This window comes from uncultured Gelidibacter sp. (genome assembly GCF_947500795.1).
Taxonomy (GTDB): domain Bacteria; phylum Bacteroidota; class Bacteroidia; order Flavobacteriales; family Flavobacteriaceae; genus Gelidibacter.
Genome location: NZ_CANMTE010000003.1, coordinates 75,340 through 93,215, shown reverse-complemented (window position 1 = coordinate 93,215; position 17,876 = coordinate 75,340). Strand labels below are relative to the sequence as shown.

5 protein-coding genes are annotated in these 17,876 nt (G+C 39.4%); 2 read left to right on the top strand and 3 right to left on the bottom strand.

From position 1 onward, the window contains the following. Positions 1-79: 79 nt before the first annotated feature. Together Q0947_RS08230 and Q0947_RS08225 are read right to left on the bottom strand one after the other, a co-directional pair. Complete coding sequence (locus Q0947_RS08230) at positions 80-3,043, bottom strand: amidohydrolase family protein (protein WP_299395368.1); 2,964 nt, start codon at positions 3,041-3,043, stop codon at positions 80-82. Positions 3,044-3,124: 81 nt separating this feature from the next. Beyond that, positions 3,125-4,192 carry a DUF3810 domain-containing protein gene (locus Q0947_RS08225; protein ID WP_299395365.1) on the bottom strand — a complete coding sequence of 356 codons (1,068 nt, stop codon included), beginning with the start codon at positions 4,190-4,192 and terminating at the stop codon, positions 3,125-3,127. 74 nt (positions 4,193-4,266) lie between these two features. Here Q0947_RS08225 and Q0947_RS08220 point away from each other — a divergent pair, with 74 nt between their 5' ends. Together Q0947_RS08220 and Q0947_RS08215 are read left to right on the top strand one after the other, a co-directional pair. After that, a complete protein-coding gene (locus tag Q0947_RS08220) occupies positions 4,267-5,727 on the top strand; it encodes an aminoacyl-histidine dipeptidase (protein WP_299395360.1) in 1,461 nt (486 codons plus the stop codon). Positions 5,728-6,054: 327 nt separating this feature from the next. Continuing rightward, positions 6,055-16,218, top strand: coding sequence for a hypothetical protein (locus Q0947_RS08215; protein WP_299395356.1), 10,164 nt, complete (start codon positions 6,055-6,057; stop codon positions 16,216-16,218). Positions 16,219-16,712: 494 nt separating this feature from the next. Here the strand turns inward: Q0947_RS08215 and Q0947_RS08210 are convergent, their stop codons facing one another. Next, a complete protein-coding gene (locus Q0947_RS08210) occupies positions 16,713-17,873 on the bottom strand; it encodes a peptidylprolyl isomerase (protein WP_299395351.1) in 1,161 nt (386 codons plus the stop codon). Positions 17,874-17,876 lie beyond the last annotated feature (3 nt).

The window sequence follows — 17,876 nt, the reverse complement described above, 5'->3', positions numbered from 1 at the left end:
TGTTATTTTGTCGCGAATAAAAAATAATTCTAACTGACTGTCAACTGCCGTCTGAAGACTGAAGACTGCCAACTGAAAACTATTCCGAATCGCAGTGCAATAACTCTTTTTCTTTCTTCTTAATCGGTTGTGTTTTTAAACCTTTATTCTTGGCCTGCAACATATCGTTGATCAGTTGACTTCTTTCTTTTTTGATTTGTGTTCTGATTTGTTCATCACGTTTCAAATCGAAATAAGTAACACCTTCAATCACTGTTTTTTCAGCTCTAGCATATACTGAAAGTGGATGGTCTGTCCATAATACAACATCGGCATCTTTACCAACTTTAATACTACCTACACGATCATCAATATGTAATAATTTTGCCGGGTTTAACGTAACAAATTTCCAAGCCTCTTCCTCGCTAACACCACCGTATTTAACGGTTTTAGCCGCTTCCTGATTCAAACGACGGCTCATTTCAGCATCATCACTATTAAGCGCAACAGTGACGCCTGCATCATGCATAATGGCAGCGTTGTAAGGAATAGCATCATTAACTTCATATTTATAAGACCACCAATCGCTGAATGTAGATCCACCAACACCGTGCTCCACCATTTTATCCGCCAATTTATAGCCTTCTAAAATATGGGTAAACGTGTTGATCTTAAAGTTGAATTGTTCAGCAACTTTCATGAACATATTGATTTCACTTTGTACATATGAGTGACATGAGATAAAACGTTCACCGTTCAATATTTCGACCAAAGTTTCCATTTCAGCATCCTTACGGTATGGTTTTCCACTTTTCTTAAGCGCTTCGTAAGCTTTCGCTCTTGTAAAATAATCTACATAAACCTGCTCAACACCCATTCTTGTTTGAGGGAAACGCGTACCGTCCCAATTAGATTGTTTAACGTTTTCACCTAAAGCGAACTTTATAAATTTCGGACTGTTAGTAAAGATCAAATCTTTGGCAGCATGTCCCCATTTTGGTTTGATAATAGCCGAACGTCCACCAATCGGGTTTGCAGAACCATGTAATATTTGAATGGAAGTTACACCACCAGCTAAGTTTCTGTAAAGATTGACATCCGTCTCATCAATGACATCTTCAATAGTCACCTCTGCTGATGAGTTTTGTCCGCCCTCGTTAATAGAAGCTGCAGCAATATGTGAATGCTCATCAATAATTCCAGAGGTTAAATGTTTGCCAGTTGCATCAATAACTTTGGCGCCACTTTCAGATAAGTTTTTGCCAATTTTGGCAATTTTACCATTTTTGATCAACACATCCGTATTCTCTAAAATACCGTCATTTTCGTTGGTCCAAACTGTAGCATTCTTAAACAATAATGTTTCTGCTTTTGGTAATGTTTCAAATCCGTAGCCATTATTTGGGAATGTGATTGGCGATACAGAAGCAGTAGCCTCTTTTTTATCGTCGTCATCTTCTTTTTTAGATGGCGTATCTTTCTTAGATTCCGTTTGTTTTGCGAAGAAGCTCAGTTCATTTCCTGTCGGAAGAATCGCTTTTCCATTAAGATTTTTATTGGCATCAACTGTCGCCACAACTCTTACAAATTCCTGTTTTGTGCTGTCTTGAGTGGTGAACGCAATATTCACCCAGTCATTAGCATAAGAAACTTTCGAACCACGTTTTTTGTCGTTGGCAGTAATTTCTGATTTCAACTTGTTCAATTCCCCAGAAAGGATCATTTCATAAGTATCGCCAGCTAAAGTGAAGGTATACGTACCCGTAATATCGATGGTATTTCTGTCTTCAATGGTGTTTTTGTAACCTTGAACCCAGTTTTCATATAACGTCGTTTTCTTGTCAAAAATATCACCAGAAGTAATCAGGAAATTCGCATAAGCGCCATTCTTTAAAGATCCGATTTGATCAGATTTCCCTAAAAGTTGCGCCGGAATAGTTGTCAACGCTTCCAATGCTTTTTCTTTAGATAATCCTGCTTCAATGGCTTTCAGTAAATTCGCTTTAAATTCTTTAGACGATTTTAGGTCGTGCATCGTCAAGGCAAACGGAATGTTTTTCTCAGCCAATAGTTTTGGGTTGGTCGGTTTCTGATTCCAAGCTCTCATATCCTGAATGGAAAGCGTAGAGGCCAAAAATGCATTTTCAACATCATAAGCATCTGGGAAATTGATAGGGATAATCATTGGCGCATTCATCGCTTTAATCTCATCAATACGCTCATACTCGTCACCACCACCTAAAATAATGTATTGGATGTTGAAAAGATCGCCAACTTTATCAGCACGTAAGTTATTGGCTCTGCTTCCTGCTTCAAAAATCTGAACCATAGATTTGTTGTTATTCAACGCTTCAATAGACAAATCTTTAGTTTTAGAATGGCCTTTTGCATACCAATCGGCATCATTATATAACTGTCTCAATAACGCCATACTTCCCATTACTGAAGAAGGGTAGGACTGATTGGATTTTACACTTTTACTGAACGATAAGTATTGTGCCGATTTAGCATCAATAATACGCATTGAATTATCAGCGTCAGAATTAAGAGCGACTAGCGTTCCCGTGCCACGCACAATTCCGTCTTGAATATGCGTATTCACAACACCAAATCCTGCTTTAATTAGGTCTTCTGCCTTTTTAGAATCATACTTAAATTCATCAATAGCATTGTTTTCTGGCATCACATGGTCATTCCAGTAAAACCCAGTGCGTGATGGATCGTATTGTGCACTTCTCCCGCCACCTTGACGTTTTGGTTTTTCAATACCAAAATCAGAATACATATCAATAAAAGAAGGGTAAATGCTTTTGCCCGTCGCATCAATTTTTGTTGCGTTTTTAGGGATGTTCACTGACGTTCCCGAAGCAACCACCTTGCCGTCTTTAATAAGTAAGGTCCCCTTCTCAATAACTTGAGTAGGCGTTACATAAATTTTGGCGTTTGTAATAGCGGTGTAATTCGTGTTTTTTGTAGAAACCCCGTCGTTTTTGGGGAAATAATCTTGTGCGAGCATTGAAAAACTGCACATGAATGTCATGATGGTTAATAATGGTTTAATCATACGGTTGAAATTAGTTAGTATATGAATTCTAAAGATAAATATTATGTATAGTTTAGCCTGATATTAAGAATTTTTTAACGTTTACATGGGGTGCGATTCAAAATAGTTCACCAAAAGTGCTACAATATAACTGTAACTCTCAATACCACCTTTTTGATTGTTGGCCATTAAAAAACCACTATACGTGTTTTTAAAAAAGGTTTCTGATATGTTTTCATAAGACTGCCAAAACAATCGTGTTTCCTCATAATTTCTAAGGACGCCGATATTAACGGTCATGATTAAGGCTTCATAAGTTGCTGGATCTCTCAAATAAATATCATTCAAACAATGGCGCAAAGCGAAGGAATAACCTGAATAATTAAAGTAGATGTTTTCATGTTTCATCGCTGCCATCGCACCAATAAAATTCGCTTCATTTTCAGCTGCATAACCTAATTGATGGGCAATTTCATGACTGGTGGTCGTAGGATATTTGTACGCCGGAATGAGGCCGTCTATTTGAGCTTCATTTGTAAACGGATTCAAATAGCCGCTAAATCCCATATACGTCAACGGCAGACTATAAATAGAGCGTTTTAAACTGCTCGTGCCGTATGTAAGGTTTGGATATTCTTTAGAAAGTTGTTCGTAACCTTTTGGTGCCAATGCAATAAGTTCTCTTTTGGAATAGGGCATAATCACCATGCTCGTATCATTCTTTTTAATGATACCGTGGATGAGGTTCGTTTTAGTGATTAAATCTTTAGTAATTTGAACCAATTGTTCGGTAGAATACTCGTTGTCTATTTTAAGCGATTGATGCAATGGCAAGCGGTAATAGTTGAACGCCCAAAGCATGTGAAAGGCAAAATAGCCGAAGGAAACCGTCGCTAATATATCCAAAACATAATTTTTGGTATCGGTTCTGAGTCGCTTTCGGTTCTTATAAAGCCACCTTAATATATAGATGGTAGCAACGGTATAAAAAATATCCCCAACCGAAAATGGGATCCACCCAAAAACCACGTGCATCGCTTTAGAAATCCATTTGTAAATCCCGTTGCTGTAGTACTGTTCTACAAATTCAGGGAAATTTGCCAATACCTTAATAAGTACGATTTGTAGGGGCAAGGAAAGGGCAATAATAAGTTTGGTGTGTTTGCGCATCCTTCAAAAATAGAAAATAGTTTTATATAACATACACGAATCCGTACCTTTGTAAAACAACATAAAATACTTCTATGAATACAGAAATAAGACAATTAGAGCCTAAGGAGCTTTGGAATAAATTTGCCGATTTAAACGCTGTGCCGCGACCTTCAAAAAAGGAGGAACGTGTAATTGCATTTATGAAGGAATTCGGTGAGAAATTAGGCCTTGAAACTTTTGAAGATAAAGTAGGCAATGTTATCATCAAAAAACCGGCAACTGCTGGGATGGAAGACCGTAAAACGGTAGTGATGCAATCGCATTTAGACATGGTGCACCAAAAAAATAACGACACCACATTTGATTTTGATACCCAAGGAATCGAGATGTATGTAGATGGCGATTGGGTACGTGCTAAGGGAACAACGTTAGGGGCGGACAACGGATTGGGTGTTGCAACCATTATGGCAATTTTAGAAAGTACTACGATTCCGCATCCTGCTATTGAAGCGTTGTTTACGATTGATGAAGAAACAGGAATGACGGGTGCTAAAGGTCTGGAAGGTGGCTTATTGCAAGGTGAGATTCTGCTGAATTTGGATACTGAAGAAGATGATGAAATTGGTGTAGGTTGTGCCGGTGGTATTGATGTGACCGCGACAAGAACTTATAATGAAGAGGAAACGCCAGAATTTAAAACGGGTTATAAAATTACGGTAAAAGGACTTCAAGGTGGCCATTCTGGAATGGATATCCATAAAGGATTTGGGAATGCCAATAAATTGATGAACCGTTTGCTTTTTGACGGATTTGAAAACTTCGGATTGCGTATTTCTGAAATTGATGGCGGAAGTCTCCGTAATGCAATCCCGAGGGAAAGTAATGCCATTGTAGCGATTGATACGATGAATGAAGATGCATTTGCTACAGAAATGGAAGAAATGATCAACGATATTACTACAGAATATAAAACAATTGAGCCTAATTTAACCATTGAAATCACAAAGGTTGAAACTCCAAAAATGATGATGGATTTAGGAGTTCAAGAAGGTTTAACCAGAGCGCTTTATGCCGCTTGTAATGGTGTGTATAGAATGAGTCCGGATATTCCTGATTTGGTAGAAACATCCAATAATATTGCCCGCGTCATTGTAAAAGAAGGTGAGATTAAAATTGGCTGCTTAACACGTTCTTCGGTAGAATCTTCAAAGTGGGATTTAGCGAACATGCTACGTGCTACATTTGAATTGACAGGATGCGAAGTAGAATTTTCAGGAGACTATCCAGGTTGGAAACCAAATATGGATTCGGCCATCTTAAAAGTCCTTTCAGAATTGTATACTAAGATGAATGGTAAAGACGCTCACGTAGCAGCGTGCCACGCAGGATTGGAATGCGGAATCTTAGGTCAGAACTATCCAGAAATGGATATGATCAGTTTTGGTCCTAACATTAAAGGTGCTCACTCTCCTGATGAGCGTGCGCAAATTTCTTCAGCACAAAAATATTGGAACTATGTACTGGAAATTTTAAAGCATATTCCAAAAAAATAAGATAGACGATATCTATTTTTAAAGTATAAAAGAGGTTATAGTTGCTATAACCTCTTTTTGTATTTTATAGAGTCTGAATCCTAACTTTTTCAATTATTAAAAATTATGTTAAAATTTTTGAGAAATAAGGGGTAAAATAGTGACATTTAAAGACTATAATTGCACTTTGTCGACAAAATTTCCTTCCCGTACAGCATTAGTATAAATTCGTATCTCCCTCATTAACGGTTAACTAGCATTTCGACGAATAATTTTAACATATCATGGTTATTTTAAATAATTATATGATATTTAAGAGATTAATGTCATTTACCATAATTCTATGATATGAAAAACTACTACTCCCAATTTTTTAAATGTGTATTACTTCTTTTACTGAGTAATGTAGCCTTAGGGAATTCATTTTATAATAATGATTTTTTTACTCAACATAAGGTCGCGGGAACGTATTATCTGAATTTTGAGTCTCCTGGTTTTCTTACTATTGAAAATCCAACTAAGATTGAATCTTTACGTTTCGATTATAATGCGTTAAACCATGTCAGTAAGAATTTAGATGTGTCTGGTTTTACGTCATCCCAACAATTGTTTGTAAATCTTGCTCAAACGAAATTATATAAACAGGAGACGCATTTCCTTTATAGAAGTGGATTAAACTCTCTTGCCTCTGCAATGTCTACTGTTTCGAGTTCTAATTTAATGACAGAGGAGTTCACTGGGCCCTATGTTTGTACCGCTTCTGTTGAAATTTCCTCAGATGCTTCGGAAAATACAATTTGTGAAGGAGATTCGGTAACATTTACCGCAACTCCAGAAAATGGAGGTAGTAATCCTAAATATCAATGGCGACTTAACGGTCTGATTGTTGGAACTAATAGCTCTACGTACACGTATTCGCCTTCCGACAATCCCCCTAATAAATTGTTAGACGGGTCTGTTGTTAGTGTGATTTTAACATCTGATATCGCGGGCTGTGGAACAGAGAATACTGTAACTGATCAACTTACAATGAAGGTAAATCCAATTCCATCTGCGCCAACTGCTAATAGTAATGGTCCAGTCTGTGCAGGAGGAACAATTAATCTAGCGGCAAGTCCCATTTCAGGTGCCACATATTATTGGACCGGGCCAAATGGTTTTACAAGTACTCTTCAAAATCCGAGCATTCCAACTGCAACGGCTGCTATGGCTGGTCCATATAGTGTGCAAGCTACTGTATCTGGATGTACGAGTAATGCTGGTACCACCAACGTTGTTGTAAATCCAATTCCACCTACCCCTATTGCTAACAATAATGGTCCAGTGTGCGTAGGAGGAACCTTTAATCTAACAGCGAGCAACATTACTGGTGCAACATATTCCTGGACCGGGCCAAATGGTTTTACAAGTACTTCTCAAAATCTGAGCATTTCAAATGTTACTTCCGAGATGGAGGGTGCTTATAGTGTGACCGCTACTGTATCTGGATGTACAAGCGAGGCAGGTTCGACAAATGTAATTGTAAATCCAGTTACACCTGCACCTAAGGCTGATAATGATGGTGCAGTGTGTTCAGGAGGTACAATTAATCTAACAGCGACTACCATTGAAGGTGCAACATATTCCTGGACTGGGCCAAATGGTTTTACAAGTACTCTTCAAAATCCGAGCATTTCAGGCGCAACTGCTGCGATGGCAGGTACTTATAGCGTGACAGCTACTGTATTGGGATGTACAAGTAGTGCAGGTACGACAGATGTTAATGTAAATCCAATTCCATCTGCACCAACTGCTAATAGTAATAGTCCAGTGTGTGTCGGCGGTACAATTAACCTGACAGCTCCTACCATTGTAGGTGCAACATATTATTGGACTGGTCCAGATGGTTTTACAAGTACTCTTCAAAATCCGAGTATTTTAGGGGCAACTGTGGCGAAGTCAGGTACTTATAGTGTGACAACTACAGTATCTGGATGTACAAGTCCTGCAGGAACAACAAATGTTGTTGTAAATCCAATTCCATCTCCGCCAACTGCTAATAGTAATGGTCCAGTCTGTGCAGGAGGAACAATTAATCTATCAGCAAGTACCATTTCAGGTGCCACATATTATTGGACCGGGCCAAATGGTTTTACAAGTACTCTTCAAAATCCGAGTATTTTAGATGCATCTGTGGCGAAGTCAGGCACTTATAGTGTGACAACTACAGTATTTGGATGTACAAGTCCTGCAGGAACAACAAATGTTGTTGTAAATCCAATTCCATCTGCGCCAACTGCTAATAGTAATGGTCCAGTCTGTGCAGGAGGAATAATTAATCTATCAGCAAGTACCATTTCAGGTGCCACATATTATTGGACCGGGCCAAATGGTTTTACAAGTACTCTTCAAAACCCGAGCATTGCAAATGCAACAGCTAAGATGGCTGGTACATATAGTGTGACAGCTACTGTGTCTGGATGTACAAGTAATGTAGGAACGACAAATGTTGTTGTTAATCCTACGGTAATACCTTCAGTTGAAATAACTTCAACTTCAACTTCTATCTGCTCAAGCTCTGGAACTCCAGTAACGTTTACTGCAACTCCTACAAATGGTGGAGGTACTCCAACCTATCAATGGAAAAGAAATGGAATAAATATACCTGGAGCAACTAGCTCTACATATACCCCAACATCACTGGAAAATCCTTCTACAATTACTGTTGCTATGACTTCAAATGCTACTTGTGCGTCGCCGGCGACAGTTACAAGTACTAATAGTATTTTGATGACCGTCTACAGCGGAGCCCCAGCAACACCGGGAGCAATAACAACAAATGCTCCATCATCAATTTGTCCTGTAGCAACCTATAGTTTTTCAGTTGCGGCCGTACCGAATGCTACAAACTACAAATGGACCTTGCCAATCGGTTGGGTAATTACTTCAGGAACTGGCACAAGGTCTATAACGGTTGATATTACAGGAAACGCTGCAAATGCACCTAATCAAATTGTTTCAGTGCAAGCTGAAAATAGTTGTGGTTTAAGTAGTAAAAGAGATTCTGGTAAATTTAAAATAGATAAATTCGCAGCAGTTAATGCAGGTTCTGATCAAAGCATATGTTCAGGGGAATCAATAACTTTAACAGGAACTTTACTCGGTGCGGCTTCTAGTGGAACTTGGTCTGCAGGTTCAGGTACATTTTCCAATGTTAATAGCAATAATGCTACGGCTACTTATACCCCTAATATTACCAATGGGACAGTTACTTTAACGCTTACTCCAAACCCCGTTGGTGGTTCATGCAATGGTGGTGTCGATACAGATCAAATGATTTTAACGGTTATTCCGCAAGCCTCTTCATATGCTGGCACAGCCGTAGCATCGTGTTCTAATACTGCAGTTAATATTACGGCTGGATCATCTGCATCCAATAATGCAGGAGTTTACTGGACATCTAACGGAACTGGAACAATTGCAAACCCTACTTCCCTTACTACAGCCACGTACACACCAGGTAGTGGTGAAACAGGCCCTGTTACCTTAACACTTACAGCTACAGGGAAAACCCCTTGTGCAGATGCGGTGTCAACTAAAACATTGACAATATCACAAGCTGCGACGGCAGTGGCGGGAACAGCGATAAGTACCTGTTCGAATGTTGCAGTTAATATTACGGCTGGATCATCTGCATCCAATAATGCAGGAGTTTACTGGACATCTAACGGCACGGGAACAATTACAAACCCTACTTCTCTTACTACGGCCACTTACACACCTGGCAGTGGTGAAACAGGCCCTGTTACCTTAACACTTACAGCTACAGGGAATACCCCTTGTGCAGATGCAGTGTCAACTAAAACATTGACAATATCACAAGCTGCAACGGCAGATGCCGGTACCGCCATAACTGCCTGTTCGAATGTTGCAGTTAACATTACAACAGGATCATCAGCTACCAATAATACAGGCATTATCTGGACATCTAACGGAACGGGAACAATTACAAACCCTACTTCTCTTACTACGGCCACTTACACACCTGGCAGTGGTGAAACAGGCCCTGTTACTTTAACACTTACAGCTACAGGGAATACCCCTTGTGCAGATGCAGTGTCAACTAAAACATTGACAATATCACAAGCTGCGACGGCAGTGGCGGGAACAGCGATAAGTACCTGTTCGAATGTTGCAGTTAATATTACAACAGGATCATCAGCTACCAATAATACAGGCATTATCTGGACATCTAACGGCACGGGAACAATTACAAACCCTACTTCTCTTACTACAGCGACTTACACACCTGGCAGTGGTGAAAAAGGCCCTGTTACCTTAATACTTTCAGCTACAGGTAATACCCCTTGTGCAGATGCAGTGTCAACCAAAACGCTGACAATAAATCAAGAGATAACAATTACAGCACAGCCAACAGAATCTCAAACCGTTTGTTCCGGATTCCCTGTGAGTTTATCCGTATCCACTACGGGTACAGGTCTTACCTATGAATGGTTTAAGAATGGTAGTTCTATTGGAGTAATGGGTGCTACATTAAATATTAGCCAAGCAACATTAGGTGATGCAGGAACCTATACAGTTCTCGTAAAAGGAGCTGCGCCCTGTGGAGAAGTAACTTCAGCTAATGCGGAAATTAATGTGAATGAAGATATTGAAATTACAACTCAGCCGGATGACAAGGAAATTTGTGCAGGTACTAGCACGTCGCTTTCAGTTGCAGCCACAGGAACAGGACTCAGTTATCAATGGAGGAAAGGTGGGGTTTCGATTTCTAATAGTGGAGCTGTTTCAGGTGTTAATACCAACACCTTAACTTTTACCAATGCAACAGAAGGCAATTCCGGAAGTTACGATGTGGTAGTCAGTGCTACGGATGGTGCGTGTCCACAAACCATATCAAAGCCTACTTATCTCAAAGTAAATCCTAACAACACTATAACACTTACCTCAGCTGTAAATACAGACAATCAGAACATATGTTTTAATACATCACTTACCGAAATCACGTATGCTACCACTGGTGCTACTGGAGCTTCGTTTTCTGGATTACCAGCAGGCATTACCGGTACTTGGGCAAACAATACAGTTAAAATAAATGGCATACCTACTGAAGTTGGTGGTCCATTTAATTATACGGTCACTCTTACCGGGGGGTGTGGTGACGTAGAAATAACAGGGACAATTAGTGTCGATCCATCTAATACAATTACGCTAACTTCTGCTTCGGGTACAGATGCACAATCCGTTTGTATTAATACTCCGCTAACTGATATTACCTATGCCACCACTGGTGCTACTGGAGCTACATTTTCAGGATTACCAGCGGGCGTTACCGGAAATTGGGTAAACAATACTGTTAAAATAAGCGGAACCCCGACTGCAGCAGGTGGTCCAACAACTTATACCGTCACACTAACCGGGGGATGCAGTGTAGAACCTATTACAGGGACAATTAATGTCGATCCAACTAATACATTTTCGCTAACTTCAGCTTCGGGTACAGATGCACAATCCGTTTGTATTAATACTTCGCTAACTGATATCACCTATGCCACCACTGGTGCTACTGGAGCAACATTTTCAGGATTACCAGCTGGCGTTACCGGAACTTGGGTAAACAATACTGTTAAAATAAGCGGATCCCCGACTGCAGCAGGTACAACAATTTATACCGTCACACTAACCGGGGGATGCAGTGTAGAACCTATTACAGGGACAATTAATGTCGATCCAACTAATTCATTTACGCTAACTTCAGCTTCGGGTACAGATGCACAATCCGTTTGTAAAAATACTCCGCTAACTGATATCACCTATGCCACCACGGGTGCTACTGGAGCTACATTTTCAGGATTACCAGCTGGCGTTACCGGAACTTGGGTAAATAATACTGTTAAAATAAGCGGAACCCCGACTGCAGCAGTTGGTCCAACACCTTATACCGTCACACTAACCGGGGGATGCAGTATAGAACCTATAACAGGGACAATTAATGTCGATCCAACTAATACATTTTCGCTAACTTCAGCTTCGGGTACAAATGCTCAATCCGTTTGTACTGATACTCAGATTACGGCTATTACTTATGCCACCACTGATGCTACTGGTGCTTCATTTTCTGGATTACCAGCAGGAGTAACAGGTACATGGTCAGATAATGTTGTTACCATCAGTGGCAAGCCTACTGAAGTTGGTTCATTTAATTATACAGTAACTCTTACTGGGGCATGTAGTGGAGAGAAGCCAAAGGGGACAATTACTGTTAAACCCTCTAATACAATTACGCTAACTTCAGCTTCGGGTACGAATGCACAGTCCGTTTGTATTAATTCACCGCTTACCGATATTACCTATGCCACCACTGGTGCTACTGGAGCTACATTTTCTGGATTACCAGCTGGTGTTACCGGTACTTGGGTAAACAATACAGTTAAAATAAGTGGAACTCCAACTGCAGCAGGTGGTCCAACAACTTATACCATCACACTAACCGGGGGATGCAGTGTAGAACCTATAACTGGGACTATAAAAATAGATCCAAAACCTGTTGGAGGCCAATTGCTTTTTGATGGTCTCAACAAGTCAACATATTTAGTGTGTCATAATGCAACTTCAGGCACTTCGAGAGCTATCGAACTTACTGGTGCAACTGGAACAGTTCTAAAATGGCAAAAAACAGATAATCCTTCCGTTGCAACTTCTTGGACAGATATTCCAAATACAGAGAATACTTACTCTTATTCTGGATATTCGGGTTTAACTAAAACGACCTTATTTAGAGCCGTTATTTCCAGTGGATCCTGCGGCTTAACTTACTCTAAATTTGCGGTGATTAGTGTGATTCCTGCTGATATAAAACCAAGTCCCGTTAAAGCTAGTTTTTCAGAAGTCTGTTTTGGAACACCGGTACAATTAACTTCGCAATTAAACTACTCTACCAATACTCAAATCGCTGATGGTGGCTCTTTTAATAGTGGAAATCCTGACGGGTGGTTAGTGGACGGTTGTGGTAATTGCCTTCCTGCAAATGGCGATGCTACCAAACCAGGGCCATGGGCATTAACAAATGGCCCAAAATCCTTTAATGGTACAGAATATGATTCACCTGACAAAAAATTCGCAATTGTTAGGGGTAATCTTAATTCTATTATGCAAACCCCAGTATTTAATACTTTAGGATTATCTGAGCTTACTCTCAAGTTTAATCAAGCTTATGTTTTGACCGCCGGTGCTCAAGCAATTATTGAATTGTCTTTGGACGGTGGCGCAAATTATGACGTTCTTTTAAGTAAAATATCGGGAGCCGCAGATTCTGGGAATCATAACGGTTTAAACCCGACTACGATTGATTTGCAAGATTATGTAGGTCAGACTAATTTAAAAATTAGATTTAGATATATTGGTAATGCTGCCAGCTCTTGGGCAATTGACCAAATTGCTCTCCCAAATCCTCCGCTTAATATTTCCTCAGTTTGGACTTATACCAATGCTCAGGGGGAGGTAATAACCGTAAAGAACCAGCAAAATATAACCGTGACACCAGATAAAATTGGGTTAAATACATTTAAAATCACCTCTTTTTTAGTGACAGATGATGGAACGGAATGTAGAAGTGCAGATCCTAATAACTCCGAAACTGTTAATGTTTACGTTTTCGACAACTATACGTCAACTGCTACAGCGCCGCCTGTAGCAGCATGCGGAAAAAACAATTTCCAATTAAAAGCAGAATTAAAGGGATCGAAGCAGGGGAATAGTCTTACGTTCCCAACACCAGACGGTTATGACGCTCCATTCTGGGAAGTTGTAGGTCCAGAACATTCAGGATATTCTTTTTCCAATCCAGATCCAAATGATACTTCGGATCCTATTAAAAATCCAAATGCAATTTTTAATGCACCTAATGAAGGAGCTTATACCCTAAGATGGACAATGAGCCGCAGCGTCAACGATGGTAGAGATGCGAGCAAATGTCCAATTAACTTTACAGCAATTACAATAAATGTACAAAATTGTGTTGCCCTTGATTTCGATGGTAAAGATGATTTTGTAGATCTTGGTGACTATACTGGAGATTATAGTATAGAAGCATGGATTCGTCCTAAGGCTTCTACAGGTACAATAATAAGTACTAAAAATAGGGAAATTAATATGTCCGACCTACCAGGTGTTATTCCAAATAACAGATGGTATCACATAGCTGTTGATAGCAATGGAAAATTATATTTAGATGGTATTGATACCGGTACAACAATTAGCACCACAGGAACAAGTCGATCCTTTATTGGTGCAAAATGGTCGCCTCCTAATGCAACAAACTTTTTTTCCGGATGGATAGAAGAAGTGCGCATTTGGAATGGAAATATTTCTCAAGAACAAATTCGATTCTTAATGAACCAGAGATTACAACCAGGTCCAAATATTGGTGTAGAAATTCCTATGCCTGCACCAGGACTCCCTTATACAAGCCTTGCGGGTTATTATAAATTACTTTCCAACGATATTTTGAATGGTGGATATACGCCTAACCTGGCTGGTACTGTAAATGGCAAGTTGAGGAATATGACAACGCTACAGGAAAACACGGCCCCACTACCTTATAAATCAGCAGCAAATAGTGATTGGGATATTAAATCTACCTGGTTAGAACCTGATGTTTGGGGTATCCCAAATAGTACTGGTGTGAATGGTGACCCAATTGATTGGAATATCGTCAGAACTGCGCATAATATTTCATCGGGTGCACGAGACATCACCTTATTAGGTTTAATTTCAGAATCTGGTGAATTAACAATGGAAGGAAATACTGGAGCTGATGGCACGGGGACTGGTCAAGGTTTATGGATTACGCATTATCTAAAATTAAATGGTCTTATTGATTTAAAAGGAGAGTCACAAATGGTGCAGACTGAAGGAAGTATTTTGGATGACGATAGTAGTGGACAATTAGAACGTGATCAACAAGGTACCGGCAACCACTTTAACTACAACTACTGGGGATCACCGGTAGTGGAAGGTAGCGCTAACTCAAAGAGTTTTAAAATTGGGAGCGTACTACACGATGGAACTGTATCAGCAAATCCAGGCACTATAACCTGGACAACTGGTCGTGATGGCGCACCAGGCACCCCAATTGTATTAAGCACACGATGGTTAACAACCTACGATACCATTTCTAATTATTTTACAGGGTGGAAGAGGATTAATGATAAAACGGCTAATAAAATAGGATTAGGGTATACTATGAAAGGTAGTGGTAGAGGTAGTGGTACTACTCAAAATTATGTTTTTGTTGGGAAACCGAATAATGGTACAATTAAGAATAAAATTCCCGTAGGTAATGACCTTTTAGTAGGTAATCCATATGCTTCTGCTATAGATGCTAATGAATTCATTAGAGATAATATGCCAGCCACTAATCCAGACGGTGAATCTAGTAATGCCAACCCAAATACCTCGGGAAGTATTACTGGAATCTTATATTTTTGGGAGCATTACGAAGCGAATAACACTCATATCTTAAGAGAATATGTTGGGGGTTATGCAACCTATTCCTTAAGCGGTGGAGTTGTAGCTGTTACACCGAAAATCACTGATGATGGTTATGCGCAAGATCAGGAACTTAATGGTATAAGGAAACCGGAACGGTACGTGTCAGTTGGACAAGGTTTTTTTGTAAAAGCTAGTGATATGGGTGGACAAGTAGTTTTTCATAATAGTCAACGTGAATTTAAAAAGGAAAAAGTAACAGGAGCAGCTAACGATGGCTCACTATTTTTTAGAAATTCAAATTCTACAAACTCACCCAATATTGATGACGTTATAAAACGGGTTCGTTTAAGATTTAAAACACCAGAAGGAGCTTCTCGACCTTTGTTGTTAGCGTTTACACCTAACAATGAAGCTTCTGATGCCGTAGATTATGGTTACGATGCTTTAAATAATGACGCTTTCCCAAGCGATTTGCTATGGTTAATCAATGATTCTAAATACGTGATTCAAGGCGTCGGGCAATTTGATACTGCTAAAAAGTATCCTTTCGCAATGCAATTGGCAAAAGAAGGTAAAGTAGAATTTAAATTAACAGATTTAGAAAACTTCAGTGAAGCTATAGATGTATTTGTTTACGATTCTACATTGGATACGTATCACCAAATCAACGATACCAGTTTTGCTATCACTTTAGAGGCTGGGAACTATGATAAACGTTTCTTCTTAGTGTTTCAAGAAGAAAAACCATTATCTGTTATTGATTCAGAATTTGAAAACGTAGTGGTTAAATATTTACAAAATACGGATGAGATCTTTATTCAAACGCCAAATGATGTAAATGTAAAACAAGTGTATTTAATCAATATTATTGGTCAAACAGTTCAAGCATGGAATGCTACCAATATGACCTTGTCTACTGAAATGAGAATTCCAGTTAAAAATGTTCCTGATGGAAGTTATGTTGTGAAAATAGAAACCACTTCAGGAAGTTTAAATAAGAAGGTCATTATTAAAGACTAATATGACGATCTCATAGACGCTATTTATAATGCGTAAAAACCGTTTCTATCGTAGGGATAGGAACGGTTTTTTTATTGGTGGAGAATTGATGGATTTTCTCTGGTAAAGGTGTACACCGTGGTAGGATTATAATTAATGAATGATAGAATTGGAGTATTACTATTGCTTGTGCAGGGATCGTATAGTCAACATTCAATAGCATATCGACAGATTGCCACGTCGCTACGCTCCTCGCAATGACGTATGGGAGTGGTGCGTTGTGAGGTTGGAAGAGGGGAATTGGGAGTTGGAAGAGGGGAGTTGGAAGTTAGAATAGAGAATAGAGGATAGAGGATAGAAAAGAGAGAAGTAAGGAGTGAGAAGTAAGAAGTAAGAAGTGGTTCCTTTAATAAGACATAAAAAAACCGCCCTGAATATTCAGGGCGGTTTGATGTTAAAATAGGCTATTTTAAATTCGCTTGGACCTTAAAATAGACTCATAATATATATTTAGACTATTTTTCGATGCCTACCATTTCAATGATAAAGATCAAGTCGGTTCCTGGAGGAATAATACGGTTACCGCGCTCTCCATAAGCCAAATGAGATGGTAAAAAGAAATATGATTTATCGCCTACACGCATTTGTGCCGCCGCCTCTTTAAAGCCAGCAATCATTGGAGCGTCTGGACCAATCTTGGTTGGCATTGGGTTGTACATCTGCTCTTCGTCTTTTTGCTCATTATACATGCCGTAGTTTTCTTCAACACTTTTTACGTTACTGTCAAACAAGCGTCCGTCTGTAAAGTAACCCTCATAATACAATTGTGCAGTATCGCCAGCTTTTGGTTTCTCTCCGGTACCTTTGGTAATATTGTACATTTTTAAACCAGAAGCCAAAGTTTTTGACTTGCCTTCATATGTATCTAAAGCAGGTTTCATGTCTGCAGCAGCGCTAGCAGATTTTTCTTCTCTTTCTTTCTGAGCAGCTTCAGCTTTAGCAAGACGTTCTTTTTCTTCCTCTTCAGCTTTAGCAAAATGCTCTTTAAATACTACTGGTGCATCAAAGCTTTTAGCATCTTTTCCTTTGCGGATAATGTTTACTTCTTCCATAACAACAGGGTCTACCGGTCTGTCTCCAGGGCCAGTTTCAACTCCTGCTAGCGTGTGTAAAACATCTTCTCCTAAAACCAAGTATCCAAAAACATTGTATCCTCCATCTAAGTTAGGTGTAGCACCTTCTGTAATGAAAAATTGGCTTCCATTAGTGTTCGGACCTGAGTTAGCCATAGATAATGTACCAACTCTGTCATGCTTAAGATCTTCAGAAATTTCATTGTTGAATTTATAGCCTGGGCTACCACTTCCTGTTCCAGTTGGGTCACCACCTTGAATCATAAATTCGTCAATAATTCTGTGAAAAGTCAAGCCATCAAAATATTTTTTGCCAATATAAGCACTGTCTACAAGCGTGTTGGTGCCTTCAGCCAAAGAGATGAAGTTAGCTACCGTTACAGGTGCTTTTTGGTATTCTAAACGGAGCACCATAGTCCCTTTATTGGTGATAATTTCAGTGTACAATCCATCTTCTAAATCTGGATATTTGTCCTTACAAGCCGTTGCCGTAACAAGGAGCATTACTACTAACAGGCCAAAAGCCTTTCTAATCAATCGCATAGT

Bases quoted from the DNA above. Each gene is read 5' to 3' on its own strand.
- Q0947_RS08210 (WP_299395351.1), bottom strand. From the start codon at position 17,873: ATGCGATTGATTAGAAAGGCTTTTGGCCTGTTAGTAGTAATGCTCCTT.
- Q0947_RS08230 (WP_299395368.1), bottom strand. From the start codon at position 3,043: ATGATTAAACCATTATTAACCATCATGACATTCATGTGCAGTTTTTCA.
- Q0947_RS08215 (WP_299395356.1), top strand. From the start codon at position 6,055: ATGAAAAACTACTACTCCCAATTTTTTAAATGTGTATTACTTCTTTTA.
- Q0947_RS08220 (WP_299395360.1), top strand. From the start codon at position 4,267: ATGAATACAGAAATAAGACAATTAGAGCCTAAGGAGCTTTGGAATAAA.
- Q0947_RS08225 (WP_299395365.1), bottom strand. From the start codon at position 4,192: ATGCGCAAACACACCAAACTTATTATTGCCCTTTCCTTGCCCCTACAA.